Genomic DNA, 26457 nt, shown 5'->3' on the forward strand with positions numbered 1-26457 from the left:
GTCAGAAATTGCCCTGTTCGGGAATCTTCATCTTGCCGCGCAACTGGCGAACCACGTCATAGTCACGGTCGGCAGCGGGAATCGCCCCGTTCCGCAACTGGATTCCCCATTCGCTCATCAGCGTCTTGTCCCGCGTCTGCGGATCCAGTCCGGTCAGCACCTTGCGCAGCTGCGCGATGCGTTCGGCGGACAGGCGCCGGCTGCTGGCAACCAGGGCGAAAGACGGCAGCGGCGGCGTCTCGGCCAGGATGGTGACGCCCAGATGGGCATAGTTCCGGGCAATCGCGGTTTTGGCACCGCCGTACTCGTAATCGCCCCGGGCGACGGCGAGGACGACCTCGTCGTGCTTGTCCAGATAGCGGAACAACTGCTGGTCGAGGCGGTCGCCCTGTTTGCGCAGTTGCGCATCGATGGCCAGATAGCCGCAGGTGGACAGCGGCTGGGTAAGGGCAAATGTCTTCTTGCGGGCCGGCCTGGGCAAAGGCGTGCCGGCGCTGATCAGGGCGCAGGAATAGGTGGCTTCGCCGTTCTTTTCCAGGAAGTGGACCAGCGGTTCCGCCTGTGGATGGCTATCGCGCAGGCTGATGTAGGGTAGGGGGCCAAGGTAGGCGAGATCGATCTGACCGGTGCGGAAGTGTTCCAGGATTTCGGCGTAGGAGGTCGAGTAGCGGATTTCTATTTTTGCGCCCAGCTGCTTTTCGAGAAAATTGAGCATGGGCTTGAACTGCTTGACGACTTCTTCCGGCTGTTCCATCGGCAGTGGCGAAAAGTACAGCGTTTCCGCCTGTGCGCCGGAAATGGCCGTGAACAGGCAGGCCAGGGACAGAAACAGTCGGCAGGCAGGGCGGCCGAACCATTGCAGTGGGGCGTGCATTGCAATTCCCGCAACATCTTGAAGAGCATATTCTAGCCCGAAAAAACGGGCTTGACCCTTTGCAGGAGCAAGCCCGGATGTCTGCAGGCAGCGGCGACTCAGGCGCGGCTCTGGATTTCCTCGATGTAGCCGAGCATGCCGGTACGGATGTTGCCGGCATTGCCTTCGTCGGTGTCGATGTGCATGGCCAGCCGGAAAGCCGGATTCACGCGGACGACGACGTCGCCGAAGATCAGCTCGCGCTCGCCCTCGACGCGGACGCGGACGACATAGTTGTCGCGCACACGGAAGCGCAGCGCGTCTTCCGGCGCCATGTGGATGTGACGCTGGGCGCAGATCACGCCGCGTTCGATGGTGGTGCTGCCGTACGGACCTTCGAGCGTCACCCCGGGGGTGCCGGCGAGGTCGCCGGACTGGCGGATCGGCGGCTGCACGCCGAGCTTGAACTGCTCGGTCATCGCAATCTCGACCTGGGTTTCCTTGCGCGTCGGACCAAGTACGCGGACCTTGGCGATCCGCCCCTTCGGGCCGACCAGATGTACCTGCTCTTCGCAGGCGTACTGGCCCGGTTGCGACAGTTCGTGCATTGGCGTCAGCTGATGGCCGGGCCCGAACAGCGCCTCGACGTCGGCCTGCGACAGATGGACGTGGTGCGCCGAAATCTCGACCGGGATCGCCGGTGCCGCGTCGGCCTTGGCTTCCAGCAGCAATTCGTTGCGCTCGATGGCGCGCAGCGCCTCCCAGGCGACCAGGCGTTCGTCGTCATTGGCAACGACGAGGATCTTCACCGGCGAATCGTCGGCGGAAATGACGGCATGTGAATCGAACTTGCCGAGGTGGCGGTTCTTGTCCTCGTCGAGCTTGATGCCCATGTAGCCGAGGCCCTGACAGGCCAGGCTGCGCACCGTCGCGCTGGTTTCGCCGATGTCGCCGGTGAAGGCCAGCACGTCGATGCCACCCATTGCCGCCGTGTAGGCGCCGATGTTCTTGCGCACCTGATAGCAGAAGGCCTTGTGCGCCAGCAGCGCGCGGTGATGGCCTTCGGCGGCGGCGGCCTCGATTTCGTGGATGTCGCTGGAAATGCCGGAGATGCCCTTCAGGCCGCTTTCGCTGTTGATCAGCGTCGACAGCTGTTCCGGCGTCATCTTGTGCTGTTCCACCAAATGGATCATCACCGCCGGGTCGATGCTGCCGGCACGGCTGGGCATGATCAGGCCGTCGGACGGCGTCATGCCCATCGTCGTGTCGACCGAACGGCCGTGGTCGATGGCGCACATCGAGGCACCGATGCCGAGGTGGCAGGAGACGATTTCCAGCTCGCCGAGCGGGCGCTTGAGTACTTCCGCCGACTTCAGCGAGACGTAGCGGTGCGAGGTGCCGTGGAAGCCGTAGCGGCGGATGCCGTGCTGCTTGTACAGGTCGTAGGGCAGGCCGTAGAGGTAGGCGTAGGGCGCCAGCGTCTGGTGGAAGGCAGTGTCGAAGACGGCGACTTGCGGCACGTTCGGGAAATGCTTGAGCGCGACGCGGATGCCGGCGACGTTGACCGGATTGTGCAGCGGCGCGAAGACGGCCAGTTCCTCGATGTCGGCAATCACCGACGGGGTGATGACGACCGAGCTGGAGAACTTGTTGCCGCCATGGACGACGCGGTGGCCGATGGCGGTGACGTCTTCCGGATGGAAGGTGAAAGCCGGGCCGAGCAGCGCGGTGGCTTCGCTCATCACCTTGAACAGGTCGGAGAGCTTGAACGGCGCGTGCTCCATGGTCTGACGCTGCGGACCGACCATCACCGTGATGCGGGCGTGCTGCTTGTCGGCGTTGTCGATGATGCCGTGGATGTCGGCACCGCTCTCCTCGGTGTCGTAGATGCCGAAATGGATCTGGCTGATGCCGACATTGAGCGCGACGACCTTGCCCGGCCGGTTGGTGGTCAGCGACAGTGCGTAGGGGTCGTCGGATTTTGCCATGCCGGCGCCGTTGACCGCATGATTGTCGGCGCTCATCGCGCGGGTGCGGTCGGCCAGCAGGCGCGACAGGTAAACGATGGCCTTGGGATTGCCGAGCACGTGGCTGGTGAACACGTCCTGCGGGATCATCAGCACGAAGCAGCGGTTGCCGGCGATGACGTCGGCGACGATGCGGTCGCCGGTCAGCACCGACATGATGCCGAAGACGTCGCCGGTGCCCAGTTGGGCGATCACCGTGCGGGTGCCGGTGTTGTCCGAGGTCGAGATTTCGGCGTGGCCGCTGATCATGACGCCGATACCATGGCCTTCGTCGCCGGTTTCGAGCATGGCCTCGTTACCTTCAAAGGTGGCCAGGCGTGACTTGATGACGATTTCCTCGACCTTGTCGGCCGGGAAACTGGCAAACAGGGGGACCTGTTCGAGGAAGAAACGTTTCAGATCGATTTCGCTCATGCTGTGCTCCGTGCTGTCAGGCAGTATTTTATGCTCGCAAGACTACCATTTTGTTGCGGTGCAGCAAAGACTGTTGGCAGTGGACTAAGTGAAATCCGCAATGACGCCCGATATCGTCGTGTCCCGGGTCAGCTCAGCACGTAGTTTTCATCGGGGCGCGGTGGTGGCGCCGGGGTCTCGCCCAGCATCTCGCGCAGGCTGGCCTCGATGCCGGCGACGATGGCATCGAGCGCCAGGTCGTTGGGGGCGCGGCCGAACGGGTCCTCGATCTCGTCGCTGAGGGCTTCCAGCGCGAAGAAAGTGTAGGAAACGAAGCAGACGATCAGCGGCGTCATCAGCCCGATTGCGTCGACCAGGCCGAACGGCAGCAGCACGCAGTAGAGGTAGGACGAGCGGTGCAGGATCACCGAGTAGGTGAAGGGCAGCGGTGTATTGAGGATGCGCTCGCAACCGCCCATCGCCAGCGACAGTTCGTCCAGGTTCTGTTCCATGCTGTGGGCGAGGATGGGGTCGAGCCGCCCGACTGCGCGCTTTTCCCGGAGCCCCTGCGCCAGCCAGAGCAGGATCAGGTTGGCCGGGTTGCGCGCCGGCGCGAGCCTGGCCGTCACCTCGTCCGGCAGCAGACCCTCCAGCCCCCGCTGGGCTGGGTCGCCGCGCAACTGGTTGCGCAGTGCGGCGGCGAAGGCGGCGATGCCGAGAATGAAAGGCCGGACATTGCTGCCCGGCGCCACGCAGGTCGAGGCCTTGCGGGCCAGGTTGCGGCTGTCGACAAGGATGCTGCCCCACAGCTTGCGCGCTTCCCAGTAACGGTCGTAGCTGGCGTTGATGCGAAAGCCGAAGAAAATCGCCAGGGCGATGCCGATCAGCGAGAACGGACTGGCGTTGAGCGGCACCTTCCAGTGAAACAACTGGCCGTGTGCCGCGACCACAGCGCAGGCGACGGCGAAGACGAACAGCTGCTGCTGCAGGATCAGATGCACCAGCGAACCGCGCCGGACGAAAAGCAGGTACAGCCAGTGCGGCCGCGGACGGACGATCATCGCTTACATCGCTCCCTGGCGCAGGTAGCGCAGGTGCCAGCTCAACGCTTCTTCGAGCAGGTGCGGCGTCTGCTTGCCCGGGGAGTGGTCGAGCGCGCGCTTGTAGTAGTCGCTCAGCGCCGGCTTGAAGTGCGGATGCGCGCAGTTGTCGATGACCGCCCGCGCACGCTGCTTCGGCGACAGGCCGCGCAGGTCGGCGAGGCCCTGCTCGGTGACCAGGATCTGCACGTCGTGCTCGGTGTGGTCGACGTGCGAGGCCATCGGCACGATGCAGGAAATCTCGCCGCCGCGTGCCTGCGACGGGGTCATGAAGATCGACAGGAAGGCGTTGCGGGCGAAATCGCCGGAGCCGCCGATGCCGTTCATGATCTTGGTACCCATCACGTGCGTCGAATTGACGTTGCCGTAGATGTCGGCCTCGATCATCCCGTTCATGGCGATGACGCCGAGGCGGCGGATGATTTCCGGGTGGTTCGAGATTTCCTGCGGGCGCAGGATGATGTTGTTCTTGTAGCGGCCGAGGTCGGCGTTGAGCTCGGCCAGCGCGCCGGAACTGAGCGAGAAGGCGGTGGCCGAGGCGCAGGTCAGCTTGCCCGACTTGATCATCTCGAGCATGCCGTCCTGGAGGACTTCGGTATAGGCGGTCAGATTCTCGAACGGGCCCTGGTTGAGGCCGGCCATCACCGCGTTGGCGATGTTGCCGACGCCCGACTGCAGCGGCAGCAGATTGGCCGGCAGGCGGCCCTTCTTGACCTCGTGTTCGAGGAATTCGAGGATGTGCCCGGCGATCTTGCGCGAATTTTCGTCCGGCGCCGAGAACGCCGAGTTGCGGTCGGGGCTGTGCGTCTCGACGACGGCGATGACCTTGGCCGGGTCGCAGCGCAGGTAGGCCTCGCCGATCCGGTCCTGGGTGCGCAGCAGCGGAATCGGCTTGCGGTTCGGCGGCAATTGGGTGCCGTAGTAGATGTCGTGCATGCCCTCGAGTTCGGGGTTCTGCCAGGAATTGACCTCGAGGATGACCTTGTCGGCCTGGTCCAGCCAGGTCTTGTTGTTGCCGACCGACGACGACGGGATCAGGCGGCCGTCTTCGAGGATGCCGGTGACTTCGACGACGGCGATGTCGAGCTTGCCGAGGAAGCCGGACCAGACGAACTGGGCGACGTGCGACAGGTGGATGTCGATGTACTCCATCTCGCCGGCGTTGATCCGCTTGCGGCAGGTCGGGTCGGACTGGTAGGGCAGGCGCATCTCGACGCCGTCGACCATCGCCAGCGCACCGTCGAGGTCGGGCGCGGTCGAGGCGCCGGTCCACACGCCGATCTTGAATTTCTTGCCGTAGATGTTGGCGTCCATGATCCGCTTGGCCAGCGCCGACGGCACCGCCTTCGGATAACCCGAGCCGGTGAAGCCGCTCATGCCGACGTTGACGCCGGATGGAATCAGGCTGGCCGCTTCCTCGGCCGACATGATCTTGTTGCGCAGCTTGGCGCACTGGATGCGTGAGGATCCGCTGGGGTTCTGCATGGTGGTTATCGATCCTGGGGAAGAAAAAAAGGCCCGCACGAAGCGGGCCTCAAAAGCCCACAACTCAAGGGCGCGTGATGCTCAGAGGAGACTGAGACAAGGGGGGAATCCCGCCGGGGCGCCGGGTAGGGCGACAGGACTGGAAAAGCGGAGCCTTGAAGGCGGGTAGCATCGTGTTCCGGTTTTCGTGAAGTTGCGGGATTCGCTGGGGCGCAACGATAAGGGCTCCATTGCCGGCCGACAAACGACACTTTATGATGCGACAGGAAAGTAAAACTTAATCGTAAAATGGCCTATCGACTTCCCCCGTTACCAGCATTGCGTGCCTTCGAGGCCGCTGCCCGCCACCTCAGTTTCAAGCAGGCGGCGGAGGAACTGCACGTGACGCCGGCGGCGATCAGCCAGCAGATCCGTCAGCTTGAGGATTATCTCGGCCTGCCCTTGTTCCGCCGGCTGACCCGGGCGGTCGAGCTGACGCCGCAGGGGGCGGCGATGTTGCCGAAATTGCGCGAGGGTTTCGACTGTCTGGCGCTTGCCGTTGACCGAACCCGCCAGGGTGGCGATGGCCCGTTGACCATCCATGCCCCGCCGTCCTTTGCTTCGCGCTGGCTGGTGCCGCGCCTGCCGCGCTTCGGCGCGCTGCATCCGGGCATCGCACTGCGCCTGTCGAGCGTTGCCGACAACGTCGACCGCCAGGGCGAAACGGCGTTGCTCGACCTGCGCCGGGTCGATCCGCGCAGCGCCGCCAGCGAACTGGCGATCCGTTACGGTACCGGCAACTATCCCGGGCAGCGGGTGGAGAAGATGTTCGTGCCGGATTACGTGACGGTATGCAGCCCGCGCCTGCCGACGCCTGCCCGGCCACTGGCGATGCCGGCCGACCTGGCCGGGCATGTGCTGATCCACGACGAAACCATCGCCGACCAGGGACTGCAGCCGGGGTGGACGCAATGGCTGGCGCTGGCCGGTATCGGCGGCATCGACGCCCGTCGTGGCCTGCGTTTTTCCAACGCGATCATGGCCGTTGAAGCTGCCCTCGACGGCCAGGGTGTCGCGCTGGTGCCCTTGCCGCTGGTCGAGGCCGATATCGCCGCCGGTCGTCTGTACCAGCCGTTCGCGCTGAGCATGCCGTCACCGTATGCCTATTACCTGGTGATACCGGAAGCGATGGCCGAACGGCCCGCCGTCGCTGCCTTCAGCGCCTGGATTCTGGCCGAAGGCGGGCGTTGACCGCAGCAGTCCGGCGTTTCATTCCGTTTGGTTGCTGCGAATGCGATGTGTTAACATCGCCGGCGTTGGTGCTCGCGGCATGATTCCTTTGCCGCGGTTCAACGGGAAGCTGGGGGAAGAAAGTCCTGCAGGACCGATTCTTCTAACCAGCGCTGCCCCCGCAACGGTAAGTGGACGGGTCGGGCCTTTCGGTTCCACCCTGCTTTCGTCTCTTGAGCCACTGGTGATGTGTTCGCGCATCATTGGGAAGGCGACGAAGGTTGTCTCCACCAGCCCGGATACCGGCCAACGAGGTGGACCAGTGAACAACCGGTCTGTAGTGCCAACAGGTCGACGGGGATGTCGACGACGGCGATTTTTTTGGTATTCGACATGTTTCCTTCCTTTTCTGGCGTCGCCCCCGCTGCGCGCCTGCTCGCCTGCGCTTTCGCCGCCGGCACCTGCATTTCCTTCAACGCGCACGCCCACGGCACGCATACTCACGGCCACGGGACGGCGCGCCTGACGGTCGACGGGCCGGTCGTCGAGGTCAGTATCGATGTTCCGCTCGAAAGTTATCTCGGCTACGACTATCCGCCGCACGGTGAAGCGCAGCAGCAAGTGTGGGATGCCTTCGCGGCCCGCGTCGGCAATCCGCTGAATTTCATCGAACCGGCCGCCGAGGCGCGGTGCACGGTGACGGCAGCGAGCACGACACCCGATATCGGCAAGGCAACGCCGGCGGTCGATATCAGCAACGTGGTCCTCGCCGTGAAGTTTCATTGCGAGCAGCCGGCGGCGCTGAAGTCCTTCTCGCTGCATGCTTTCCGCGATCATCCGGGCCTGAAGCAACTGCGCGTGCAGATGCAGTTGAATGGCCAGCGCAAGACGGTCACGGTGCGCCCGCGCTTCCCGGCCATCACGCTCTGAGGATCATCGCCCATGCTTGAAGCCGGTTTCCTGCAGTTGGCGCAGTGGTTGCTGACGCCCATTCTCGTGCTGCTTGCTGCAGCCTTCATTTACGCACTCTGGATGGCCGGGATGGTGGCGATGGAAGCCTGGCAACGCCGCGCCAACCCGGCGTTTTCCAGCCTGCATCTGGCGCCCGGCATGGATTTCGAGGAGCTTGAACTGTTCGCCCTGCGCCGGCTCGAACCGCTGCGCCTGCTCAGCCGGGTGACGCCGATGCTCGGTCTGATCGCCACGATGATTCCGCTCGGCCCGGCCTTGCAGGGTGTGGCCAGCGGCCAGGGCAACGCCGCCCTGTCGGTGTTCAGCAACGCCTTTGCCGGCGTCGTCCTGGCGCTGGCGGCAGCAGCCATCGGGCTGGTTCTCTACTCGCTGCGCCGACGCTGGTTGCTGGCCGAACTGCTGGTCATCCGCAAGCGCCTGGGAGCGGGGCAATGAGCCTGAAACACTTCAGCATTTTCGAGGAAGACGACGATGATCCGATGCTGTCGTCGATCAACCTGGTCGACGTCTTCCTGGTGCTGGTCGTGGCGCTGATGGCTGCGGTCAACCTGTCGACGAAGCCGGAAAACGCCGCGGCAAACACGGCAAAATCGCCGGTGGAAATGGTCATTCGCGAGAATGGCCAGGAAATCCGTTACAAAGGTACCGGCAGCAGCGGCGAAGGCGACGGCGTACGCGCCGGCGTCGCCTACCGGCTGCGCGACGGCAGCATCATCTACGTGCCCGAAGGCGAAGCCTCGCCGCCTGCCGCGGATTGATCCGCATGGTTCATCGTTTTTTCCGGGCGCTGGCCATCGCCGCCCTGTGCTGCTGGGCGGCCGTGGCGCAGGCCCGGCAACTGCTGTGGCTGACTGCCGACATCACGCCAGCGGCGCGGACGGCCGTTGTCGAGCGGATGGCGGCGGAACAGGGCTGGCAACTGCGGCACCTTGATCATCCGTTGAACGACACGCCGGCGCTGACCGGCGAGCAGCGTGCCGCTCTGGCACAGGCGCTGCCCGGTGCCGACATGGTCTGGGTCGATGCGCCACATGCGACGGCGAGAAGCCGCCTGGAAAAGCTGTTCGGCGAGCAGTTGACCGCATACGCGGCACGCCAGCCGCAACGGCTGGTGTGGATTGGCGCCGAAGCCGGCGGCGATCCGGCGGTGGCTGACCTGGCCGGCCGTGTTGCCGGCTACCTGCGTTTTGGCGGTGAAGACAACATCCGCCATGCCTTCATGCTTGCCAGCGCCTGGCAGCAACAGCCGCAAACCCCGGTGGCCGGACTCCTGCCCGGCCTGCCGCCGGCCCGGGCATGGCCGCAACGCGGCCTGTACCACCCGGACGCTGGCAGCTTTTTTGCCGATATCGGGCAGTTGACCGCATGGCAGGCGCGCCAGCCGCATTTGCGCGACTTGCCGGCCGTTGCGCTGCTCGTCCATCGTCATCATTTCGTCAATGCCGAAACCGGCTGGCTGGAACAGTGGCTGCGCCTGTTCGCAGCGCGCGGCATGTTTGCCTATGCAGTGTTCGGCCAGCAGCTCGACAGTCGCGGACTGGCCGAATTGCTCGCACTCCCCGATGGCGCGGCGCATCCGCGGGCGCTGGTGCTGCACCAGCTGGCCTCGCAATCGAGCGCACTGCAGGCGCTGTTCGATCAATGGGGCGTGCCGGTGCTCGCCACCCAGCCTTACCGGCATGGCGACATCGCTGCCTGGGAAGCCGATCCCGCCGGCCTGAAACTGTCCGATACGCCGTTCTACCTGGTGCAACCGGAAGCCGCCGGCGCTGTCGATCCGCTGGTGGTCACCGCACATGCCGACGGTGGCCGGCAGACGCAATTGATCCCGCGCCAGGCCGAGGCCGTGGCCGCCAAGGCCAGACGCCTGATCCAGCTGCGCGATACGCCGCCAGCGAAGAGAAAGCTGGTGGCGATGGTCTACAACTATCCGCCCGGCGGCAGCAATTTCGGCGCCTCCTTCCTCAATGTCCCGCGCAGCCTGGAAGTCGTCAGCGGCGCGCTGGCGCAAGCCGGCTACACCACGCAGCAGGTTGCCGAGGCGACCTGGATCAAGTCGCTGCAGCAACTGCTCGGCGCCTATTACCCGGATGGCGATTTGCGCGCCTTGCTGGCCAACGATCAGGCGGCGGCCCTGCCGCTGCGCGATTACCTGGCCTGGTGGCAGGCCTTGCCAGCAGCGCAGCGGCGCCGGATCGAAAGTGTCTGGGGCGTGCCGACGCGCAGCCGCTATCTGGTCGAATGGCAGGGCGAACCGGTTTTCGTCATTCCCCGCCTGCAGTTCGGCAATCTTGCCGTGCTGCCGCAACCGCCGCGCGAGGAAACCCTGCATCGCGGCCAGAATCCCTTCATGCACCGTAGCCGTCAGCCGCTGTCGCATCACTACCTGGCGGTTTACCTGTGGGCCCGCCAGGCCGATGCCCTGATTCATTTCGGCACGCACGGAACGCAGGAATGGGCCACCGGCAAATCGCGCGGTCTCGATGTGCTCGACGATGCGTTGCTGCCGCTCGGCGATGTGCCGGTGGTCTATCCCTACATCGTCGACAACCTGGGCGAGGCGCTGACCGCGAAGCGACGCGGCCGTGCCGTGCTGGTCAGCCATCGCACGCCGGTCTTCGCCACCACCGGTCTGGCGGGCGGGATGGCGCAACTGCATGAACTGATGCACGAGTGGGCCATCGCCGACCAGGGGCCGACGCGCGAGGCCATCGGCGACCGGCTGACGACCCTGATTGTCGACAGCCGCCTGCACCACGACCTGAAATGGTCGGCTGAACGGGTGCGCGCCGAACTCGATCCCTTTCTCGAACTGCTGCATCCCTGGCTCGACCAACTGGCCCACGGCAGCCAGCCGCAGGGCCTCGCGGTGTTCGGCCGGGCGCCTGGCGAAGAACTGCGGCGGCAGACCATACTCCAGTCGCTGCGCACACCGCTGCTCGACGCGCTGGGCGAGGACGTGGACGAAACCTTCCTGATGGATCACCGGCGGATCGCCGAATCGCGCCCGATGCAGTGGCTGAAGCTCGCCTTGCAGGACGCGGAAGCCGCCAGCCAGCTCGATCTGCGTCCGCAGCAGGCGGAGAACGCGGTGCCGAACCGCGCCGCAGTACACCGGATCGACCGCGAGGCACTGCTGGCGCTGGCCGAGCGGGCGCAGGAACTGGACCGCCTGCTGGCGACAGAGAACGAAATGCCGGGATTGCTGGCGGCGCTGGAGGGGCGCTTCCTGCCGGCGGCATATGGCGGCGACCCGGTGCGTAATCCGGAAAGCCTGCCGACCGGGCGCAACCTGACCGGTCTCGACCCGAGCCGGCTGCCGACCCGGCAGGCATACACCGTGGCCGAACTGATGTTTGACAACTGGCTGCAGACCTGGCGCAGCGAACATGGCGGCAAATATCCCGAGCGCCTGGCGCTGTCATTATGGGCCGGCGAAACCCTCCGCCATCAGGGCATCATGGAAGCGCAGGCGCTGGTCGCACTGGGCGTTCGCCCGGTCTGGGACAATGCCGGCCGGCCGCGTGGCGTGACGGTAATTCCGCTGGCCGAACTCGGTCGACCGCGCGTCGATGTGCTGCTCAGCGTCACCGGCTCCTACCGCGACCAGTTTCCGGCACTGATGGCGCTGGTCGACACAGCCATCGCCGAGGTCAGCCATGCCGAGCCGGCAGGTGCGGTGGCCAGCCACAGCCGGGACGTTGCCCGCGAACTGGCTGTTCAGGGCGTACCGGCCAAGCTGGCCGGACTGATCGGGCAGGCCCGCGTTTTCGGCAATCCCGTCGGCGACTACGGGACCGGCATCGACGCCGCCGTGCAGGACGACGGTTTGCGGGTGCGCGATGCGCGCCTGGGCGAATTGTTCCTGCAGCGGATGAGCCAGCCTTATCTCGGTGGCGTGCCGGTCGACGGCGTCAGCACGGCGGTGGCTGCCCGCTCGCTGGCCGCCGGCTTGCGCCGGACCGACGCGGCCTTGCTGTCGCGGACCTCCAACCTGTACGGCATGGCCAGTTCGGACGACCCGTTCCAGTATCTCGGCGGCCTGGCCGCCGCCGCGCGCAGTGCCGGGCGTCAGGAAGCGCTGCCGCTGTACGTGAACCAGTTGCAGAACGCCGATGAACCCTTCACCCAGAGCGCGCAGCAAAGCCTGGCGCTGGAAATGCAGGCGCGTTACCTGCATCCCGGCTGGGTCGAGGCCTTGAAGAAAGAGGGCTACGCCGGTACTTTGCAGGTACTGAAGGCGGTGCAGAACAGCTGGGGCTGGCAGAGCGTCACCGACGGCATGGTGCGCGAGGACCACTGGCAGGGTTTCTACGATGTCTATGTCCGCGACAGTCACGGTCTCGATGTGCCGGCCTGGTTGCGCAGCCATCCGCAGGCCTATGCCCAGACGCTGGAGCGCTTGATCCAGGCGCAACGTCAGGGCCACTGGTCGCCGGACCTGGCGACGCGCCAACAACTGGCCGGCCTGTACGACGAACTGACCAAGCAGGCGCCGCTGGCGCAGGAACTCGCTGGCGTCCGCCAGTGGGTTGACAAGGTGCTCGACAAGTCGCGCCCGGTGCGGCAAACCGAAAAGGGAAACACCACCGGCGTGGTGCTGGCCAACGGCAGCGCAATCCTGCCGGTGAGCAGCCCGGCGCCGGCGAATGCCGCAACGCCGGCAAACGCCTATGTACCGGTCCGCGGACAAGTCCTGAGCCGGGTCGAGCGCCAGACCGGGCAGGAAGTCATGACCTGGCTTGGTCTGTTGCTGATCCTGCTGGCGGTCACTGGCGGGGCCGTACAGCAATGGGAGCGCGGCCGCCGGCGCTGACCGCGCTCATTGGTGGTGGCAACTGCAGGCGGTGCCCAGCCCGAAGAAACAGGCGGGGAAGGATGCGCAGAACCGGGTCGGATTCATACCGGGCTGGATCAGGCTTGTGCAATGTTATAACATTGCAATTTGCTGAGCCTTCCGCTCTGGTTCTCATCGGCATCGATCCGTGATTCATTCGCGTTACCTGTTTCTCGTCCTGTGTTTTTGCATGGCTCAGTGGATTGCGCTCGAGCATGCCTGCTCACACGCGTACGACGAACCGGCAAATGTTGTCGAGCGCTGCGAGCAATGCTTGGCCGGCGGCTCATTGGGGGCGGTGCTGCCAACGCTGGTAGTAGTGCCGATCGTGCCGCTACGGCATTTCTTGGTTGCGCAGAAGTTGCCGACAGGTCGTCTGGCGCTGCTCTCGCCGATCCCGACGCAGCGCGGTCCGCCTGTGTCCTGAAATTCCCCGTTTTCAGCGTGTTGACCGCAGCATTTTCTGCTGCGTTCAAGCCTTTCGGTGTTTCAGGAGAATCATGATGTTGAAGAAACCTATTGCCATGGCTGTGCTGGCGGTGCTTTCCTGCGCCGTGCAGGCAGCAGATGATGCTGATCTGGCGGTCATCCGCAGCCAGATTGAAGAATTGAAGAAGAGCTACGAGCAGCGGATTGCCAGCCTTGAGGAGAAGCTGGCCAGGACCCAGGCGGGTTCGGCGGTGAATCGTTCGGACAAGCCGGCAGTTGCCGATCAACCGGTTCCGGGAAAGGCCAGCGGGTTCAATCCCGAGGTATCGCTGATCCTGCAGGGGCGCTACAAGTCGATGAAGGATGTTGCCGAGCGCGGCATCACCGGTTTTGTTCCGGCCGGTGGGCATGCGCATGAAGATGGTGGCATCAAGGGGATTTCGAAGCGCGGCTTCTCGGTCGATCATACCGAACTGATGCTGTCGGCCAACGTCGACCCGTACTGGCGTGGTCAGGCCATCCTCGCGATGGCCGACGGCGAGGTCGAAGTCGAGGAAGCCTGGGTCCAGTCGCTGGCGATTGGTCATGGCGTCGGGCTCAAGGCCGGCCGTTATCTTTCCGGTATCGGTTATCTCAATGAGCAGCATCCACATGCCTGGGACTTTGCCGATGCGCCGCTGATGTACAGCGCGCTGTTCGGCGAGCACGGCAGTTACGCCCAGGATGGCGTCCAGTTGAAATGGCTGGCGCCGACATCGATGATGCTCGAGTTCGGTGCGGAAGTCGGCCGTGGTGCCAATTTCCCCGGCACCGACCGCAACGGCAATGGCATTGGTGCCAGCGCCATCTTTGCGCACATCGGCGACGATGTCGGCGTCGCTCACAGCTGGCGTGCTGGCCTCTCGTACCAGCGGACACGGGCCCGTGGGCGCGAGGCCGAGGTGCATGACGCCAACGATGTTCATGGCGAAGCTTTGTTCTCCGGCGAGAGCAAGACCTGGCTGGCCGATTTTGTCTGGAAATGGGCGCCGGACGGCAATCCCAAATATCGCAACTTCAAGTTCCAGGGCGAATACTTCAACCGGCGCGAATCCGGTGACATTGGTTGTGAATCCGACGAGGCCGGCGCGGCTTGCAGCGGTGTCCGTGATCTTTATCGCAGCCGGCAGTCGGGCTGGTATGCCCAGGCGGTATATCAGTTCACGCCGAACTGGCGCGCTGGCGTTCGCTACGACCGCCTGAATTCCGGCAGCACGAAAATCGGTGCCAACGCGCTGGCCGAAATCGGCAACGAGAACGCGATGTTCAAGGATTTCCGCCCAAGCCGGGCCTCGCTGATGGTCGATTACGGCTGGAGCGAGTTCTCGCGTGTCCGTCTGCAGTACGCCCGCGACAGGTCGATGGCCGGCATTACCGACAACCAGGTGACCGTCCAGTACATCATGAGCCTCGGCGCTCATGGTGCGCACAAATTCTGAGGCCGGCGATGCGTAAATTGATCTCTTTTGCTGTGCTCGGGATGGTTTGCCTGCGTGCCTGGGCCGCCGTCGAAGTTTTCGCGACAGTGCCGGAGTGGGGCGCGCTGACCCGGGAAATCGGTGGCGACAAGGTGAACGTCTACATCGCGACCACCGCCTTCCAGGATCCGCACCGGATCGACGCCCGACCGTCGTTGCTGGCACGGGCGCGACGGGCGCAACTGGTGGTGGCCAACGGCGCCGAACTGGAAACCGGCTGGCTGCCGGTGGTCCTGCGCGAATCCGGCAATGCCTTGATCCAGCCGGGGCACGACGGCTATTTCGAAGCGGCAGCGCAGGTCGTCCGCCTGGACGTGCCGAGCGTCCTCGATCGGGCACAGGGCGACGTGCATGCGGCTGGGAATCCGCATGTCCATCTTGATCCGCGCAACGTACTCAAGGTCGGTCAGGCACTGGCGCAGCGTCTGGCCCGGGTCGATCCGGATAACGCCGGGATCTATCAGGCCAATCTCGCTGCCTTCAGCGGCCGCTGGCAGGCGGCGATCGGGCGCTGGGAAACGGCGGCGGCACCATTGCGCGGCGTGGCGGTGGTGGTGCATCACCAGTCCTTCGCCTACCTGACGCACTGGCTCGGCATGCAGGAGGTCGGCGCGCTGGAACCGAAACCCGGCATCGAGCCGAGCAGCGGTCAGTTGACCGCGCTGCTGCAAAGCCAGCAGACACGGCCGGCACGCCTGGTGCTGCGTACCGCCTACCAGCAGGATGGTCCGAGCAACTGGTTCGCGGCCAAGGCCGGCATTCCGGCCTTGATGCTGCCGTTCACGGTCGGAGGTTCGGCGCAGGCGAAAGACCTGTTCGGCCTGTTCGATGACAGCATCGACCGCTTGCTGAAGGGGCTGCGTTGACTCAGCCGCTGCTGTGCCTCACGGGTCTGGTCGCTGGCTGGCAGGTGCCGGCGACCAGGCCAGTCGATCTGATGGTTGCGGCTGGCCGGATCGTCGGTCTGACTGGTGCCAACGGTGCCGGCAAAAGTACGTTGCTGGCAGCGATCGCCGGTCGGGCGCGGGTTTTCTGCGGTCAACTGGAGAAAAAGCCGGATTTGCGCATCGGCCTGCAGACGCAGGATGTGCCGCCGCTGTCCGGACTGCCGCTATCCGGTCGTGACGTGCTGGCGCTCACCGCTGCCAGTGCCGACGGTTTGCCGCCGTGGCTGGCCGATTGTCTGGATCGCCGGCTTGACCGCCTGTCCGGTGGTCAGCGGCATTACCTGGCCTTGTGGGCTGTTTTGCAGGCGCCGGCCGAACTGCTGTTGCTCGACGAACCGACCAACAACCTTGATGCGCAAGGCGTCCGCCATCTGGCGCAGGCCTTGCGAACCCGGGCCGATGCCGGCTGCGGCATCCTGCTGGTCAGTCACGACGCCGGATTCGTCAATGGCGTCTGTGACGAAGTGATCGTCGTGGAGGCCCCCGATGTGGTCTGAACTGTTTCTGACGCCCTTCCTCGCCGGCCTGTGCCTGGCGGTGCTGCTGCCGCTGGTTGGCTGCTACCTGCGCCTGCGTGACGAATGGCTGGCGGCGCTGGCCTATTCACATGTCGCCGCTGGTGGTGCGCTGCTGGCGATGCTCGCCGGCTTGCCGCCGCAGGCCGGTGGTCTGCTTGCCGCTGCTGCTGCCGGGTTCGGCAAGCAGGCCCTGCTGGGACGTTTGCCCGGTGGCGCGCTGTTCCCGCTGCTGCTGCTGGCCGGCTGGGCCTGCAGCATGCTGGTCGCTGTCAATCATCCGCTGGCCGAACGTGTCGGTAGCGCGTTGTTCGATGGCCAGTTGTATTTTGCCGATGGTCGCCAGTTGCTCTGGCTGTTCGCCGGCAGTGCGATCTGTTTGCTGGTGTTGCGTCGTCTTTCTGCCAGCTTGCTGCTCAGCCAGCTCTACCCTGACCATTTTCGCCTGCGCGGCGAACGTGTCTGGCCGGTGCATGGTGGTTTCGACTTGCTGGCCGCGCTTGCGCTCGCTTTGGCGACGACGACGCTCGGCGTCATGGCCACCTTCGCGCTGGTCTTCGTGCCGCCCTGGCTGGCCTTCCGCCGTGCCCGGAGCTGGCGCCGGGCCTTGTCGCTGGCCGTTGCCATCGGCGTCGGCGGCTACATTGCGGCGTTCGCGCTGGCGCTCTGGCTGGACCAGCCGTTCGGGCCGGTACTTGGCTTGCTGATGGTGCTGTTCGGCTTGTCCTGAAGAACCCGCCAGGTGCTCAGCCCTTGACGTGCAGCCCGCACTCCTTGGATTCCGGATTCTCCCACCACCAGCGCCCGGAACGAACGTCCTCGCCAAGCGAGATGGCGCGGGTGCAGGGGGCGCAGCCGATGCTGGGGTAGAACTTGTCGTGCAGCGCGTTGTAGGGCACGCCGTGCTGCTTGATGTAGGTCCAGACTTCCTTCTCGCTCCAGGCGGCGAGCGGGTTGAATTTTTCCAGGCCGTTGCCTTCGTCGTATTCGCGGGTAGCGAGGTTGCCGCGGGTGGCGGCCTGCTCGGCGCGCATGCCGGTGATCCAGGCGCGCTTGCCGGCCAGTGCGCGCTTCAGCGGTTCGACCTTGCGCGCGTAGCAGCAGGCCTTGCGCAGCGTCACCGATTCGTAGAAGGCGTTGATGCCGTGGTTGCGCACGTAGCTTTCGACTTCCTCGGCCTGCGGGAAATAGATCTTCAATTTCAGGCCGTAATGGCTGTCGACCGCAGCCATCAGGTCGTAGGTTTCGAGCGGCAGACGGCCGGTGTCCAGACTGAAGATCTCGATCGGCAGGCCGGCCTTGACGATCAGGTCGGTCAACACCATGTCCTCGGCGCCGAGGCTGTTGGCGAAGGCGGCGGGTGACCAGTTGCCGGCGATGTCGGCGAGCAGGGCCCGTGCCGTTTCAGCCTTGGCGGCGGTGCTGGCGGCGAGTTCGGGCGTGATGTTGAGCAGGGCTGGGGTCATGGCGATCTCAGGCGCGGCGGCGGAAATAGGGTTCGGGCTGGTCGGTCGAGGCCTGGTAGGCGTCGCTGAAGGTGGTGAAACCTGCGCTGACGGCGTAGTCCGGGTTCTTGCCGTCCTTCAGCGCCCAGGCGTCGAAGCCGACGCGCTTCAGATAGTACAACTGGTCGTGCAGGATATCCCCGACCGCGCGCAGCTCGCCCTGGTAGTGGTAGCGCTGGCGCAGCAGGCTGGCGGTGGTGTAGCCGCGTCCGTCGACGAACTTGGGGAAATTGACGGCGATGACGACGAAGTAGTCGAGGTCGTCGGCCACGTCTTCGACGCGTTCGTCGGGTTGCAGCAACAGGCCGATGCGCTTGTGGCAGGAGATGATCTCGTTCTTGCGGGCGAGCCAGACGGCAAGCGGGAAGATCACGTCACCGGCCGGCAGGGCGATGGTTTCCGCTGCTTCTTCCGGGCCGGTTTCCAGGGTTTTCCAGGTGTCGACCGTAATAGCGGCCTGCTTGATCAATTGGGACATTACGCGGCCTCCTTGGCTGCAGTCTTGGCCTTGCCGTGGGCGCGGCCTTCGTAAACGCGGTTCTTGAACGGGTCGATGCCGATGCGGTCGAGGGTGTCGAGGAAGCGTTCGTCGGGATGGCGGTTTTCCAGGTAGACCTGGATGATCTTCTCGACCACGTCCGGCATTTCGCCGGCCGAGAACGACGGGCCGATGACCTTGCCGAGTTTTGCTTCGTTGCCCTGGCGGCCGCCGAGCGTCACCTGGTAGAACTCGTCGTTGTTCTTGTCGACGCCGAGCACGCCGATGTGGCCGACGTGGTGGTGGCCGCAGGCGTTCATGCAGCCGGAGATGTTGAGGTCGATCTCGCCGATGTCGAACAGGTAGTCGAGGTCGTCGAAACGCTGCTGGATGGCGTTGGCGATGGGGATCGACTTGGCGTTGGCGAGGTCGCAGAAATCACCGCCTGGGCAGCAGATGATGCCGGTCAGCAGACCGATGTTCGGCGTCGCCAGGCCGGCGGCTTTGGCCTGCTGCCAGACTTCGTACAGGTCGGACTGGCGGACGTCGGCCAGGATGATGTTCTGTTCGTGGCTGATGCGCAGCTCGCCGAAGCTGTAGCGGTCGGCCAGGTCGGCAACGCTGTCCATCTGGTCGGAGGTGATGTCACCCGGGGCGATGCCGTGCTGCTTCAGCGACAGCGTCACGGCGGCGTAGCCCGGCACCTTGTGCGCATGCGTGTTGCGGTCGACCCAGCGGGCGAAGGCTTTTTCGGCGGCCATTTTTGCTGTGAAACCGGCGCCGACCGCAGCATCCGGCGTGTAGGCCGGGGCGGTGAAATGCGCGGCGACGCGGTCGTATTCGGCTTGCGTGATGGTCGCCGGGCCGTCCTTCAGATGCGCCCATTCGGCTTCGACCAGCTTGCTGAATTCCTCGACGCCAAGCGCCTGCACGAGGATCTTGATGCGTGCCTTGTAGGCGTTGTCGCGGCGGCCGAAGCGGTTATAGACGCGGAGGATCGCCTCGCAGTAACCGAGGATGTGCTGCCAGGGCAGGAAGTCGCGCACCACCTGACCACGGATCGGGGTCCGGCCGAGGCCGCCGCCGACGATGACGGTGAAACCGACGACGCCGTCAACGACCTTCAGGTGCAGGCCGATGTCGTGGAACCAGGTGACCGCGCGGTCTTCCTTGGTGCCGGAAATGGCGATCTTGAACTTGCGCGGCAGGAAGGCGAATTCCGGGTGGAAGGTGGTCCACTGGCGGAGGATCTCGGCCAGCGGGCGCGGGTCGATGATCTCGTCGGCAGCGACGCCGGCGAACTGGTCGGTGGTGATGTTGCGCAGGCAGTTGCCCGAGGTCTGGATCGCGTGCATGTCGACCTCGGCCAGTTCGGCGAGGATGTCGGGCACGTCGGTGACCTTCGGCCAGTTCAACTGCAGATTGTGGCGCGTCGTGAAATGGCCGTAGCCGCGGTCGTACTTGCGCGCGACCTGGGCCAGCTGGCGCAGCTGGGCCGCATTCATCATTCCGTACGGCACGGCGATGCGGAACATCGGGGCATGGCGCTGGATGTACAGGCCGTTCTGCAGGCGCAGCGGGCGGAACTCGTCGTCGGTCAGTTCGCCGGCCTGCCAGCGGCGGACCTGGTCGCGGAATTGATCAACACGTTCATTGATGAGCTGGCGGTCGATGGCGTCGTAGCGGTACATGCGTTTCCTCGGTGGCCGCGCATAGGCACGGCAATAGCTTGAGGGATGCATCGTAACGGGCGATGATTGAATCAAAAAGAATATTGCGTTAGATTGTTATCGTATTTTGTTATTAAGCCATTCATGAAACTCCAGCAGCTGCGCTACATCGTCGAAATCGAACGCCAGGGACTCAATGTCTCGGAGGCGGCAGAGGTGCTGTACACCTCGCAGCCGGGCGTGTCCAAACAGATCCGCTTGCTTGAGGACGAGCTCGGCATCGCCATTTTCGAGCGCAGCGGCAAGCGCTTCACCGGCATTACCGAGCCGGGCAAGGTGGTGCTGGAGATCGCGGCGCGCATCCTGCGCGAGGCGGAAAACCTGAAGCGGGCGAGCGCCGAATTCTCCAGCGGCGATTCCGGCAAGCTGGTGCTGGCGGCGACGCACACGCAGGCACGCTACGCGCTGCCGACGGTGGTCCGCGATTTCGTCGCCCGCCACCCGAACGTCAAGCTCGAGATGCACCAGGGCAACCCGGTCCAGATCGCCGACTGGGTGGCGTCCGGCGACGCCGATGTCGGCATCGCCACCGAATCGCTCGATCAGCACGCGCAACTGGTGTCCTTCCCGGTGCAGCAGTGGTCGCATTGCGTGATCGCCCCGGCCGGCCATCCGATCCTCGCCAGCCAGCCGCTGTCGCTGCAGGAACTGGCGCGCTGGCCGCTGATCACCTACGACGCGGCATTCACCGGCCGCTCGCGGATCAATCGCGCCTTCGAGCGCCTGGAAATTACCCCGAACATCGCGTTGACCGCACTCGATGCCGACGTGATCAAGACCTACGTCAGCCTTGGCCTCGGCCTCGGCATCATCGCCAAGCTGGCTTTCGACGCCCAGCGCGACGCCGGCCTGGTGGCGATCGACGCCGCTCACCTGTTCGAATCGAACACGACGCGGCTGGCGGTGCGCCGCGGCAGCTACCTGCGCCGCTTCGATTACGATTTCATCGAACTGTTCGCGCCGCACCTGAACAAGCGCGTCATCGAAATGACGCTGCTGGGTGGCGGCGAGGCCTGGCAACTGTAGTTCAGCGGCGCCCGGCGTAATCGCGCCACGGCTGCATGCGCGGCGCCTCGTCGCGCAGGATCAGCATCGGCGACGAGAACGGCGCCAGGCGTTCGAGGAAGTCGAGCAGTTCGAGGACGATCGCGTTGCGGAAGAATTTCGTCGCCGGGATTTCCAGCCAGATCCGGTCGGCGAAGGCCAGCAGGTCGTGGTGCCAGTCGCCGTAGCCGTCGCCGTTGCGGTCGAAGCCCTGATAGTCATCCCAGTAGTTGCCCCACCAGCGGTCGTCCATCGGGTCGCCGTCGCCGACGACGCTGACCGGCCACAGATTGTTGCGGAAGGTGTTGGCGACCGCGACGTGGCCGCCGAGTGCGCCGTAGAAATAGATGCCGGTGAGATTGTGGGCGATCAGGTTGTTGACCAGCACGATGCGGTTGTACGGGTCCATCGGCGAGTCGGCCATGATGCCGTGGGCGCAATGGACGATCTCGTTGTCGACGACGATCGCCGCCGAAGTCTCCTTGAGCGCGATGCCGGTGCCGGAAGCGTCCATCGCGTGCAGGATGCGGTTGCCGCGGATCAGCAGTTCCTCGGAATTGAGCGCGATGATGCCGGTCGAGTTGTTTTCCAGATGATTGCGGTCGACGACGCTGCGATGCGAAAAAAGGAAATTGAAGGCGCGCCGGCTGTCGCTGATGCGGTTGCCGGTGAAGCGGTTGTCCGGTGAGTTGCTGACGGTGATGTCGCGGATCTGGCGGATGTCGTTGTCCTCGATCCGGTTGCCGGTGCTGTACCAGATGCGCAGTCCGTCGCCACGGTCGGCGGAATCGGCACCGCGCGAGCGGATGCGGTTGCGGCGGACGATGCTGTCGCCGCCGCGGTGCAGCGAGATGCCGAAAAGCACGTCGTCGATGCGGTTGTCCTCGATCAGCAGCTCGCGGCCTTCGGCCATGATCGCGCCGTCGATGGCGTCGTGCGAATCGCCGCTGTGGCGCAGGTGCAGGCCGCGCAGCGTGACCCGGTCGGCCTTGATGGTGAGTACGCTGCCCTTGCCGCCGCCATCAATGATCACCTGGCCGTTGCCTTCCAGCGTCAACGGCCGGTCGATCACCGCCGGCCCGGTGTAGGTGCCGGGCGGCAGGCGCAGCACGCTGCCCGGCCGGGCCAGGTCGATCCAGGTCTGCAGGGCGCCGCTGGCGGCTGCCGGCATGACGCAGCAGAGCAGATGAAGGGCGAGGAGAATTCGGGTGCGCATCCGGTGCCTATTTCAGCACCGGTGCCTGGCTTGCGCCTGAATCTGGATCAAGTTTTGCCGCACCCGGCGCAAACAGGCCGGGTGGGCGGCATGGTCAGCGTTTGGGATCGGCCAGCTTGATCGCCCGCGTCTGGATGCGTTTGAAAGCGGCGTTATCGATGACGCTATTGGCCTCGTAGGCAGCGAAGCGCTCGCCCATGACCTTGTCGAGCTGCTGCAGACGATCCTGCGGTGACGGGTGGGTCGAGAACAGCAATTCGAAGCCGCTGCTGCCGGCCTTGCTGGCGTACAGGTTGATCACCCGCGGCAGGCCGTAGGGGTCGTAGCCGGCGCGGGTGGCGTAGATGACGCCGAGGCGGTCGGCATCGTATTCATCGCCCTTGTCGAGGCCGGACGAATACATGTTCTGGGCCAGGTTGGCGAGCGGTTCCGCCGCCAGGTCGGCACCCTTGACGCCGGCGCTCCTGGCCGATGTCGCCGCCAGGTTGGCAAAGGCGCCACTGGTGTCCTTCTTGCGCATGGCGATGACGTAATGGCGCTTGATCACATGTGCCATTTCATGGGCCACGACACCTGCCAGTTCGGATTCGTTGCCAAGCTCGCGCAACAGGCCCTTGGTGACGAAGACATAGCCGTCCGGCGCCGCGAAGGCGTTGACGTTGCTGCTGTTGATGACGCCGAAGCGCCAGTTGATGTCGTTGCGACCGGTGTGCCGCGCCAGCCAGCCACCGAGCTGGTTGATGTACTGCATCATTTCCTGATCATTCACCAGCGGCGCAGCACCCAGCAGCATCGAGGCTGCGGCATGTCCGATCCGGGCCTCCTCGGCCGGGGTCGTGTCCGGTTTGTTCAGCGTGCCGGCAACCGAGGCGACGGCGTTGATGTTTTCGTCGGTGATGCCGGCACGGCGCAACTGTTCGGTGCATCCGCTGGCAAGAACGACGAGCGCAGTGGCGAGAATGATTTTTTTCATGGTCGGTTCTCCACGTCTCAGGGGTTCTGTTCAGGCACGTCGCGGGCTTTCAGCTTGCGCGCGGAAGCAAATTTGTTGATCTGTGCCGGCTTGCTGCGGAACGTATCAAGCCTTGCGACTTCGCGTGGATTTGGCTGTGACCGCGCGATGTCTTCCTTGGACAGTCCCTTGACACCGGTCGTCGCCGCGCCCTTGGTGGTGCCGGTGCGAACGACGCCGCCGATGGCGGCCAGTGTGCTACCAGCCGGACTGGCGGCCGCGGCAACACGAACATTGAGCAGACGCACCCAGCCGGTCTTGCCGTCGGCTGTCCTGACCCTGGACCAGCCGCCCTTGCTTTCCAGTACGGTCAACGCGGTATCGGCCGGCAGGCTGGTGACATTGGTGGCATCGATGAAGGCCTCGGCTTTCAGGTCGCCGGCCCGGATCAGGGTGGCGGGTGTGGCCTGGAGGCTGCCGATGGCGCCCAGGCAGAGCAAAGCCGCCAGCAGCTTGCGGAAGGTTGGTTTGAGGGTCATGCGTGCTCCCTGGGCTCGAAAAGTCGGACGGGGCGATGGCGTCCCTTGACGGTGACTTCGCCGTGATCGATGAACTCGAATACATTACCACAGGCATCGCGGGTTGCTTCCGAGACGAGAATCCGGGCAACGCCCTTGGTCTGGCCTTCGATGCGACTCGACAGGTTGACCGTGTCGCCGATGGCGGTGTAATCCAGTCGCTGGCTGGCACCGAGAAAGCCGACCACGGCCGGGCCGGTGTGGATGCCGATGCCGATGTCGAAATGCTCGCCGAATTCGCCGAGTTCCTGCTGGAAGACCTCCAAGGCGCGGCTCATCGCCAGCGCGGCGCGTACTGCCTTGACGGCGTGGTCGGGAACATCGAGCGGCGCATTCCAGAAGGCCATGATCGCATCACCGATGAATTTGTCGAGGGTGCCGGCCTGTTCGAAGATGGCTGCCACCTGGAGGTCAAAATAGCGATTGAGCAGGGTCACGACTTCTTCCGGCGAGCGGCTTTCCGAGATGGTCGTGAAGCCGCGGATGTCCGAGAAGAGCACGGTGATTTCACGGCTGGCACTGGCTTCGGCGCGGGCCAGCTGGCCTTCGTCGGTGAGGGAACGGACGACATTCGGATCGAGGAAGCGGGCGAACATCTGCACGGCCTGGTCGCGTTGCCGGCGTTCGCGCAGGTAGGAAGCGGTTGCCGCCAGGGCGAAGGTCAGCCAGGTGGCGAGCAGGGCGCTGAACGGCGTCCACTGGATGTTGCGCGCCAGCAGCAGGAAGGCCGCCAGGTTGATGGCCAGGCTGCCGGCTGCCAGCAGCGCGGCAATCGCCAGTGGATTGGGGCGGCGGGTGAAGGCCAGGGCAACGGCCGTCATGCCGAACAGCCCGAGCAACAAATTCCAGTGCGGGGCAACCGGGCGCAGCCAGTCGTTGTCGCGCAGGTTGGCCACGGCGGTGGCCAGGATCTCCGGGCCGGGCGTGGTAGCGCCCAGTGGTGTCGGGCGCAGGTCGTGCAGCCCGGGTGCCGCGGCCCCGATGATGACGACCTTGCCGGCGAGGTCAGGCAGTTGCGGCGTGCGGCTCTGGGCGCTGAGAAAGAGTTCGCGGTAGGAGTATTTCCGGAACGGCTGGCCGTACCAGTGCAGCGTGATGGCGTCGCGTGCCGGTACCGCCCACCCGGCCTGTTCGGCAATGCGCCGGGGGAGCGACGGCAGTGTCCAGCCGCGGTATGGATAGTCGATCCAGTAACGGCGACCGACACGGTCGTCGTCGGCCAGGAAGTTGATCAGTCCGGTACGCCAGAACGCGGGATCGATGGCCTTCGGCGCGATCAAGGGCAGGCCGGCATCCGGGTCGGCCTGTGGTCCCGGGCGGATGGACATGACCGGGGGCAGCTGGCGCAGCGGCGTAGCTTCCCCGTCAGCCGCCAGGACGACCGGCAGCAGCGCACTGGTGGCGCCGATGGCCCGGGTCAGGACGGCGTCGCTGCCGGGGCGGAAAACGTCGGGTTCGCTGAAGATCAGGTCGAAGGCGATGGCTGCCGGGCGGCTGGCGGCGATGAAGTCGAGCAGTTCGCCATGGATTGCCCGCGGCCACGGCCAGTTTCCCGCCAGTTCGAGCATTTGCGGATCGTCGAGGCTGGCTTGGTCGATGTCGATCAGGACGATTTCCGCCGGTGGCACCCGCTCGCTGACATGCCAGCGCAGCAGGATGTCGCCGGCCCGGGCGTCAAGATCGGCGAAGACGGAAAAATGATTGCCGGCAGCAAAACCGGCGAGCAGCAGGCAGAACAGGAGCCGTGTCGGCCAGCGGCCCGGGCGGCCGGCGAAGGTTTTTTTCAGACGCTCGAACAAGGTACTGTCCCCCAAACGAAAAATGCCCACCGGAAGGGCGGGCATTGTCGCATGCTGTATGCAGGCTTAGTTGACCTTGGCCTTGTCGCGCAGGTCCTTGATCAGCTTCTCGACCTGCATCTGGCCGGCGCGCTGCTGCAGTTGCGGCTTGACCTGATCGAAGCTCGGCGGTGTCAGCGGACGGCTGTCATCAACCTGGATCACGTGGAAACCGAAGTCGGTCTTCACCGGTACCTTGGTGTATTCACCCTTCTTCAGCTTCGGCAGGGTTTCGGCGAACGGCTTGACGTAGCTGGTCGGAGCGCTCCAGTCGAGTTCGCCGCCCTTGTCCTTGGAACCGGGGTCGAGGGACTGCTTGGCCAGGGCGGCAAATTTCTCGCCCTTCTCAAGCTTGGCGATGATCGCCTTGGCGTCCTCTTCCTTTTCGACCAGGATGTGGCGCGCCTTGTATTCCGTGTTGCCGAGCGAGTTCTTGATCAGGTCGTATTCAGCCTTCAGCTGGGCATCGCTGATCGGGTTGGCGCGCACGTGATCGGCGAGGAAAACGCGGATCAGCACGGCCTGGCGGGCGAGATCCATCTGGCCCTGAACTTCGGGCTTCTTGTCGAGGCCCTTCTTTTTCGCTTCTTGAGCGAGCAGTTCGCGGCGGATCAGTTCTTCCTTGATGGCGTTCTTCAGCTCGTCGGATTCCTGGGCGCCTTGCGATTTCTGTTCTGCCATGAAGGCGTTGTACACCGACTGGGAAATGGCCTGGCCGTTAACGGTGGCGAAAGCCTTGCCCTGGGCCAGTGCGGGTGCGGAGATCAGGCTGCCGGCAACCAGCAGTGCAGCCAGGGAGGTAAGTTTGAACATGAATGAGTCCTGGGGTGGT

The 26457-nt window shown here is 64.8% G+C and carries 23 protein-coding genes and 1 riboswitch; of the genes, 11 read left to right on the forward strand and 12 right to left on the reverse strand.

Features of this window, described 5'->3' with window-relative positions:
• Position 1: 1 nt before the first annotated feature.
• From BJN45_RS14140 to BJN45_RS14155, 4 genes are all read right to left on the reverse strand, one after another.
• Positions 2 to 874, reverse strand: a complete 873-nt coding sequence (locus BJN45_RS14140) for a PhnD/SsuA/transferrin family substrate-binding protein (protein WP_083651317.1) — start codon at positions 872 to 874, stop codon at positions 2 to 4.
• A 98-nt stretch (positions 875 to 972) separates the two neighbouring features.
• Positions 973 to 3294 (reverse strand): acetate/propionate family kinase, encoded by a 2322-nt coding sequence (locus tag BJN45_RS14145; protein WP_076096342.1) that lies wholly within the window; start codon positions 3292 to 3294, stop codon positions 973 to 975.
• Between the two features lie 128 nt (positions 3295 to 3422).
• Positions 3423 to 4334: a bestrophin family protein gene (locus BJN45_RS14150; protein ID WP_076096344.1), complete on the reverse strand. Its 912-nt coding sequence runs from the start codon at positions 4332 to 4334 to the stop codon at positions 3423 to 3425.
• A gap of 3 nt (positions 4335 to 4337) precedes the next feature.
• Complete coding sequence (locus BJN45_RS14155) at positions 4338 to 5858, reverse strand: acetyl-CoA hydrolase/transferase family protein (RefSeq protein ID WP_076096346.1); 1521 nt, start codon at positions 5856 to 5858, stop codon at positions 4338 to 4340.
• Between the two features lie 288 nt (positions 5859 to 6146).
• Between BJN45_RS14155 and gcvA the strand changes: the two genes are divergently transcribed.
• The 10 genes from gcvA (at position 6147) to BJN45_RS14205 (ending at position 17014) form a co-directional block, all read left to right on the forward strand.
• A complete protein-coding gene (gene gcvA / locus BJN45_RS14160) occupies positions 6147 to 7088 on the forward strand; it encodes a transcriptional regulator GcvA (protein ID WP_076096349.1) in 942 nt (313 codons plus the stop codon).
• Positions 7089 to 7137: 49 nt separating this feature from the next.
• A riboswitch (cobalamin riboswitch) is annotated at positions 7138 to 7392 on the forward strand.
• Between the two features lie 68 nt (positions 7393 to 7460).
• Positions 7461 to 7997 (forward strand): ZrgA family zinc uptake protein, encoded by a 537-nt coding sequence (locus tag BJN45_RS14165; protein WP_170873100.1) that lies wholly within the window; start codon positions 7461 to 7463, stop codon positions 7995 to 7997.
• Positions 7998 to 8009: 12 nt separating this feature from the next.
• Positions 8010 to 8474 carry a hypothetical protein gene (locus BJN45_RS14170; RefSeq protein WP_076096353.1) on the forward strand — a complete coding sequence of 155 codons (465 nt, stop codon included), beginning with the start codon at positions 8010 to 8012 and terminating at the stop codon, positions 8472 to 8474.
• Positions 8471 to 8797 carry a DUF2149 domain-containing protein gene (locus tag BJN45_RS14175; protein ID WP_076096355.1) on the forward strand — a complete coding sequence of 109 codons (327 nt, stop codon included), beginning with the start codon at positions 8471 to 8473 and terminating at the stop codon, positions 8795 to 8797. The genes BJN45_RS14170 and BJN45_RS14175 overlap by 4 nt, the downstream gene beginning before the upstream one ends.
• Before the next feature lie 5 nt (positions 8798 to 8802).
• On the forward strand, positions 8803 to 12855 hold the full coding sequence (cobN, locus tag BJN45_RS14180; RefSeq protein WP_083651318.1) for a cobaltochelatase subunit CobN: 4053 nt from the start codon (positions 8803 to 8805) through the stop codon (positions 12853 to 12855).
• Positions 12856 to 13066: 211 nt separating this feature from the next.
• Positions 13067 to 13303 (forward strand): hypothetical protein, encoded by a 237-nt coding sequence (locus tag BJN45_RS14185; RefSeq protein WP_076096357.1) that lies wholly within the window; start codon positions 13067 to 13069, stop codon positions 13301 to 13303.
• Between the two features lie 73 nt (positions 13304 to 13376).
• Entirely contained in the window at positions 13377 to 14783 is a 1407-nt protein-coding gene (locus tag BJN45_RS14190) for a TonB-dependent receptor (RefSeq protein WP_240494584.1), read from the forward strand.
• Positions 14784 to 14791: 8 nt separating this feature from the next.
• Positions 14792 to 15688, forward strand: a complete 897-nt coding sequence (locus BJN45_RS14195) for a metal ABC transporter substrate-binding protein (RefSeq protein ID WP_076096359.1) — start codon at positions 14792 to 14794, stop codon at positions 15686 to 15688.
• A complete protein-coding gene (locus tag BJN45_RS14200) occupies positions 15685 to 16266 on the forward strand; it encodes an ATP-binding cassette domain-containing protein (protein ID WP_076096361.1) in 582 nt (193 codons plus the stop codon). Before BJN45_RS14195 ends, BJN45_RS14200 begins: the two co-directional genes overlap by 4 nt.
• Positions 16256 to 17014: a metal ABC transporter permease gene (locus BJN45_RS14205; RefSeq protein ID WP_076096363.1), complete on the forward strand. Its 759-nt coding sequence runs from the start codon at positions 16256 to 16258 to the stop codon at positions 17012 to 17014. Before BJN45_RS14200 ends, BJN45_RS14205 begins: the two co-directional genes overlap by 11 nt.
• A 16-nt stretch (positions 17015 to 17030) precedes the next feature.
• Here the strand turns inward: BJN45_RS14205 and BJN45_RS14210 are convergent, their stop codons facing one another.
• From BJN45_RS14210 to BJN45_RS14220, 3 genes are read right to left on the reverse strand one after another with little or no spacing between them, the layout of a single operon-like run.
• The gene (locus tag BJN45_RS14210) at positions 17031 to 17750 is read right to left on the reverse strand and encodes a phosphoadenylyl-sulfate reductase (protein WP_170873101.1); all 720 of its coding nucleotides are present in this window, start codon (positions 17748 to 17750) and stop codon (positions 17031 to 17033) included.
• Between the two features lie 7 nt (positions 17751 to 17757).
• Entirely contained in the window at positions 17758 to 18267 is a 510-nt protein-coding gene (locus BJN45_RS14215; RefSeq protein ID WP_076096368.1) for a DUF934 domain-containing protein, read from the reverse strand.
• Entirely contained in the window at positions 18267 to 19958 is a 1692-nt protein-coding gene (locus tag BJN45_RS14220) for a nitrite/sulfite reductase (protein ID WP_076096370.1), read from the reverse strand. Before BJN45_RS14220 ends, BJN45_RS14215 begins: the two co-directional genes overlap by 1 nt.
• Before the next feature lie 123 nt (positions 19959 to 20081).
• Between BJN45_RS14220 and BJN45_RS14225 the strand changes: the two genes are divergently transcribed.
• On the forward strand, positions 20082 to 21023 hold the full coding sequence (locus BJN45_RS14225) for a CysB family HTH-type transcriptional regulator (RefSeq protein WP_076096372.1): 942 nt from the start codon (positions 20082 to 20084) through the stop codon (positions 21021 to 21023).
• 1 nt (position 21024) lies between these two features.
• On the opposite strand, the gene nosD is transcribed toward BJN45_RS14225, so the two are convergent.
• The 5 genes from nosD to BJN45_RS14250 form a co-directional block, all read right to left on the reverse strand.
• The gene (gene nosD / locus BJN45_RS14230; protein WP_076096374.1) at positions 21025 to 22257 is read right to left on the reverse strand and encodes a nitrous oxide reductase family maturation protein NosD; all 1233 of its coding nucleotides are present in this window, start codon (positions 22255 to 22257) and stop codon (positions 21025 to 21027) included.
• Positions 22258 to 22351: 94 nt separating this feature from the next.
• Positions 22352 to 23230: a M48 family metalloprotease gene (locus BJN45_RS14235; protein WP_076096376.1), complete on the reverse strand. Its 879-nt coding sequence runs from the start codon at positions 23228 to 23230 to the stop codon at positions 22352 to 22354.
• Positions 23231 to 23247: 17 nt separating this feature from the next.
• Complete coding sequence (locus BJN45_RS14240; RefSeq protein ID WP_076096378.1) at positions 23248 to 23748, reverse strand: SH3 domain-containing protein; 501 nt, start codon at positions 23746 to 23748, stop codon at positions 23248 to 23250.
• Positions 23745 to 25586 carry an adenylate/guanylate cyclase domain-containing protein gene (locus BJN45_RS14245; protein ID WP_170873102.1) on the reverse strand — a complete coding sequence of 614 codons (1842 nt, stop codon included), beginning with the start codon at positions 25584 to 25586 and terminating at the stop codon, positions 23745 to 23747. Before BJN45_RS14245 ends, BJN45_RS14240 begins: the two co-directional genes overlap by 4 nt.
• A gap of 66 nt (positions 25587 to 25652) precedes the next feature.
• A complete protein-coding gene (locus tag BJN45_RS14250) occupies positions 25653 to 26438 on the reverse strand; it encodes a peptidylprolyl isomerase (RefSeq protein WP_076096382.1) in 786 nt (261 codons plus the stop codon).
• Positions 26439 to 26457 lie beyond the last annotated feature (19 nt).

Source organism: Azonexus hydrophilus, from assembly GCF_001956855.1.
Classification (GTDB): Bacteria; Pseudomonadota; Gammaproteobacteria; order Burkholderiales; family Rhodocyclaceae; genus Azonexus; species Azonexus hydrophilus_A.

Excerpts from the sequence above, each read along its gene's own strand:
- BJN45_RS14250 (WP_076096382.1), bottom strand. The coding sequence starts at position 26,438 with ATGTTCAAACTTACCTCCCTGGCTGCACTGCTGGTTGCCGGCAGCCTG.
- BJN45_RS14190 (WP_240494584.1), top strand. The coding sequence starts at position 13,377 with ATGATGTTGAAGAAACCTATTGCCATGGCTGTGCTGGCGGTGCTTTCC.
- BJN45_RS14170 (WP_076096353.1), top strand. The coding sequence starts at position 8,010 with ATGCTTGAAGCCGGTTTCCTGCAGTTGGCGCAGTGGTTGCTGACGCCC.
- nosD (WP_076096374.1), bottom strand. The coding sequence starts at position 22,257 with ATGCGCACCCGAATTCTCCTCGCCCTTCATCTGCTCTGCTGCGTCATG.
- BJN45_RS14240 (WP_076096378.1), bottom strand. The coding sequence starts at position 23,748 with ATGACCCTCAAACCAACCTTCCGCAAGCTGCTGGCGGCTTTGCTCTGC.
- BJN45_RS14165 (WP_170873100.1), top strand. The coding sequence starts at position 7,461 with ATGTTTCCTTCCTTTTCTGGCGTCGCCCCCGCTGCGCGCCTGCTCGCC.
- gcvA (WP_076096349.1), top strand. The coding sequence starts at position 6,147 with ATGGCCTATCGACTTCCCCCGTTACCAGCATTGCGTGCCTTCGAGGCC.
- BJN45_RS14215 (WP_076096368.1), bottom strand. The coding sequence starts at position 18,267 with ATGTCCCAATTGATCAAGCAGGCCGCTATTACGGTCGACACCTGGAAA.
- BJN45_RS14150 (WP_076096344.1), bottom strand. The coding sequence starts at position 4,334 with ATGATCGTCCGTCCGCGGCCGCACTGGCTGTACCTGCTTTTCGTCCGG.
- cobN (WP_083651318.1), top strand. The coding sequence starts at position 8,803 with ATGGTTCATCGTTTTTTCCGGGCGCTGGCCATCGCCGCCCTGTGCTGC.
- BJN45_RS14235 (WP_076096376.1), bottom strand. The coding sequence starts at position 23,230 with ATGAAAAAAATCATTCTCGCCACTGCGCTCGTCGTTCTTGCCAGCGGA.
- BJN45_RS14195 (WP_076096359.1), top strand. The coding sequence starts at position 14,792 with ATGCGTAAATTGATCTCTTTTGCTGTGCTCGGGATGGTTTGCCTGCGT.
- BJN45_RS14210 (WP_170873101.1), bottom strand. The coding sequence starts at position 17,750 with ATGACCCCAGCCCTGCTCAACATCACGCCCGAACTCGCCGCCAGCACC.
- BJN45_RS14155 (WP_076096346.1), bottom strand. The coding sequence starts at position 5,858 with ATGCAGAACCCCAGCGGATCCTCACGCATCCAGTGCGCCAAGCTGCGC.
- BJN45_RS14185 (WP_076096357.1), top strand. The coding sequence starts at position 13,067 with ATGGCTCAGTGGATTGCGCTCGAGCATGCCTGCTCACACGCGTACGAC.
- BJN45_RS14205 (WP_076096363.1), top strand. The coding sequence starts at position 16,256 with ATGTGGTCTGAACTGTTTCTGACGCCCTTCCTCGCCGGCCTGTGCCTG.
- BJN45_RS14145 (WP_076096342.1), bottom strand. The coding sequence starts at position 3,294 with ATGAGCGAAATCGATCTGAAACGTTTCTTCCTCGAACAGGTCCCCCTG.
- BJN45_RS14220 (WP_076096370.1), bottom strand. The coding sequence starts at position 19,958 with ATGTACCGCTACGACGCCATCGACCGCCAGCTCATCAATGAACGTGTT.
- BJN45_RS14225 (WP_076096372.1), top strand. The coding sequence starts at position 20,082 with ATGAAACTCCAGCAGCTGCGCTACATCGTCGAAATCGAACGCCAGGGA.
- BJN45_RS14175 (WP_076096355.1), top strand. The coding sequence starts at position 8,471 with ATGAGCCTGAAACACTTCAGCATTTTCGAGGAAGACGACGATGATCCG.
- BJN45_RS14140 (WP_083651317.1), bottom strand. The coding sequence starts at position 874 with ATGCACGCCCCACTGCAATGGTTCGGCCGCCCTGCCTGCCGACTGTTT.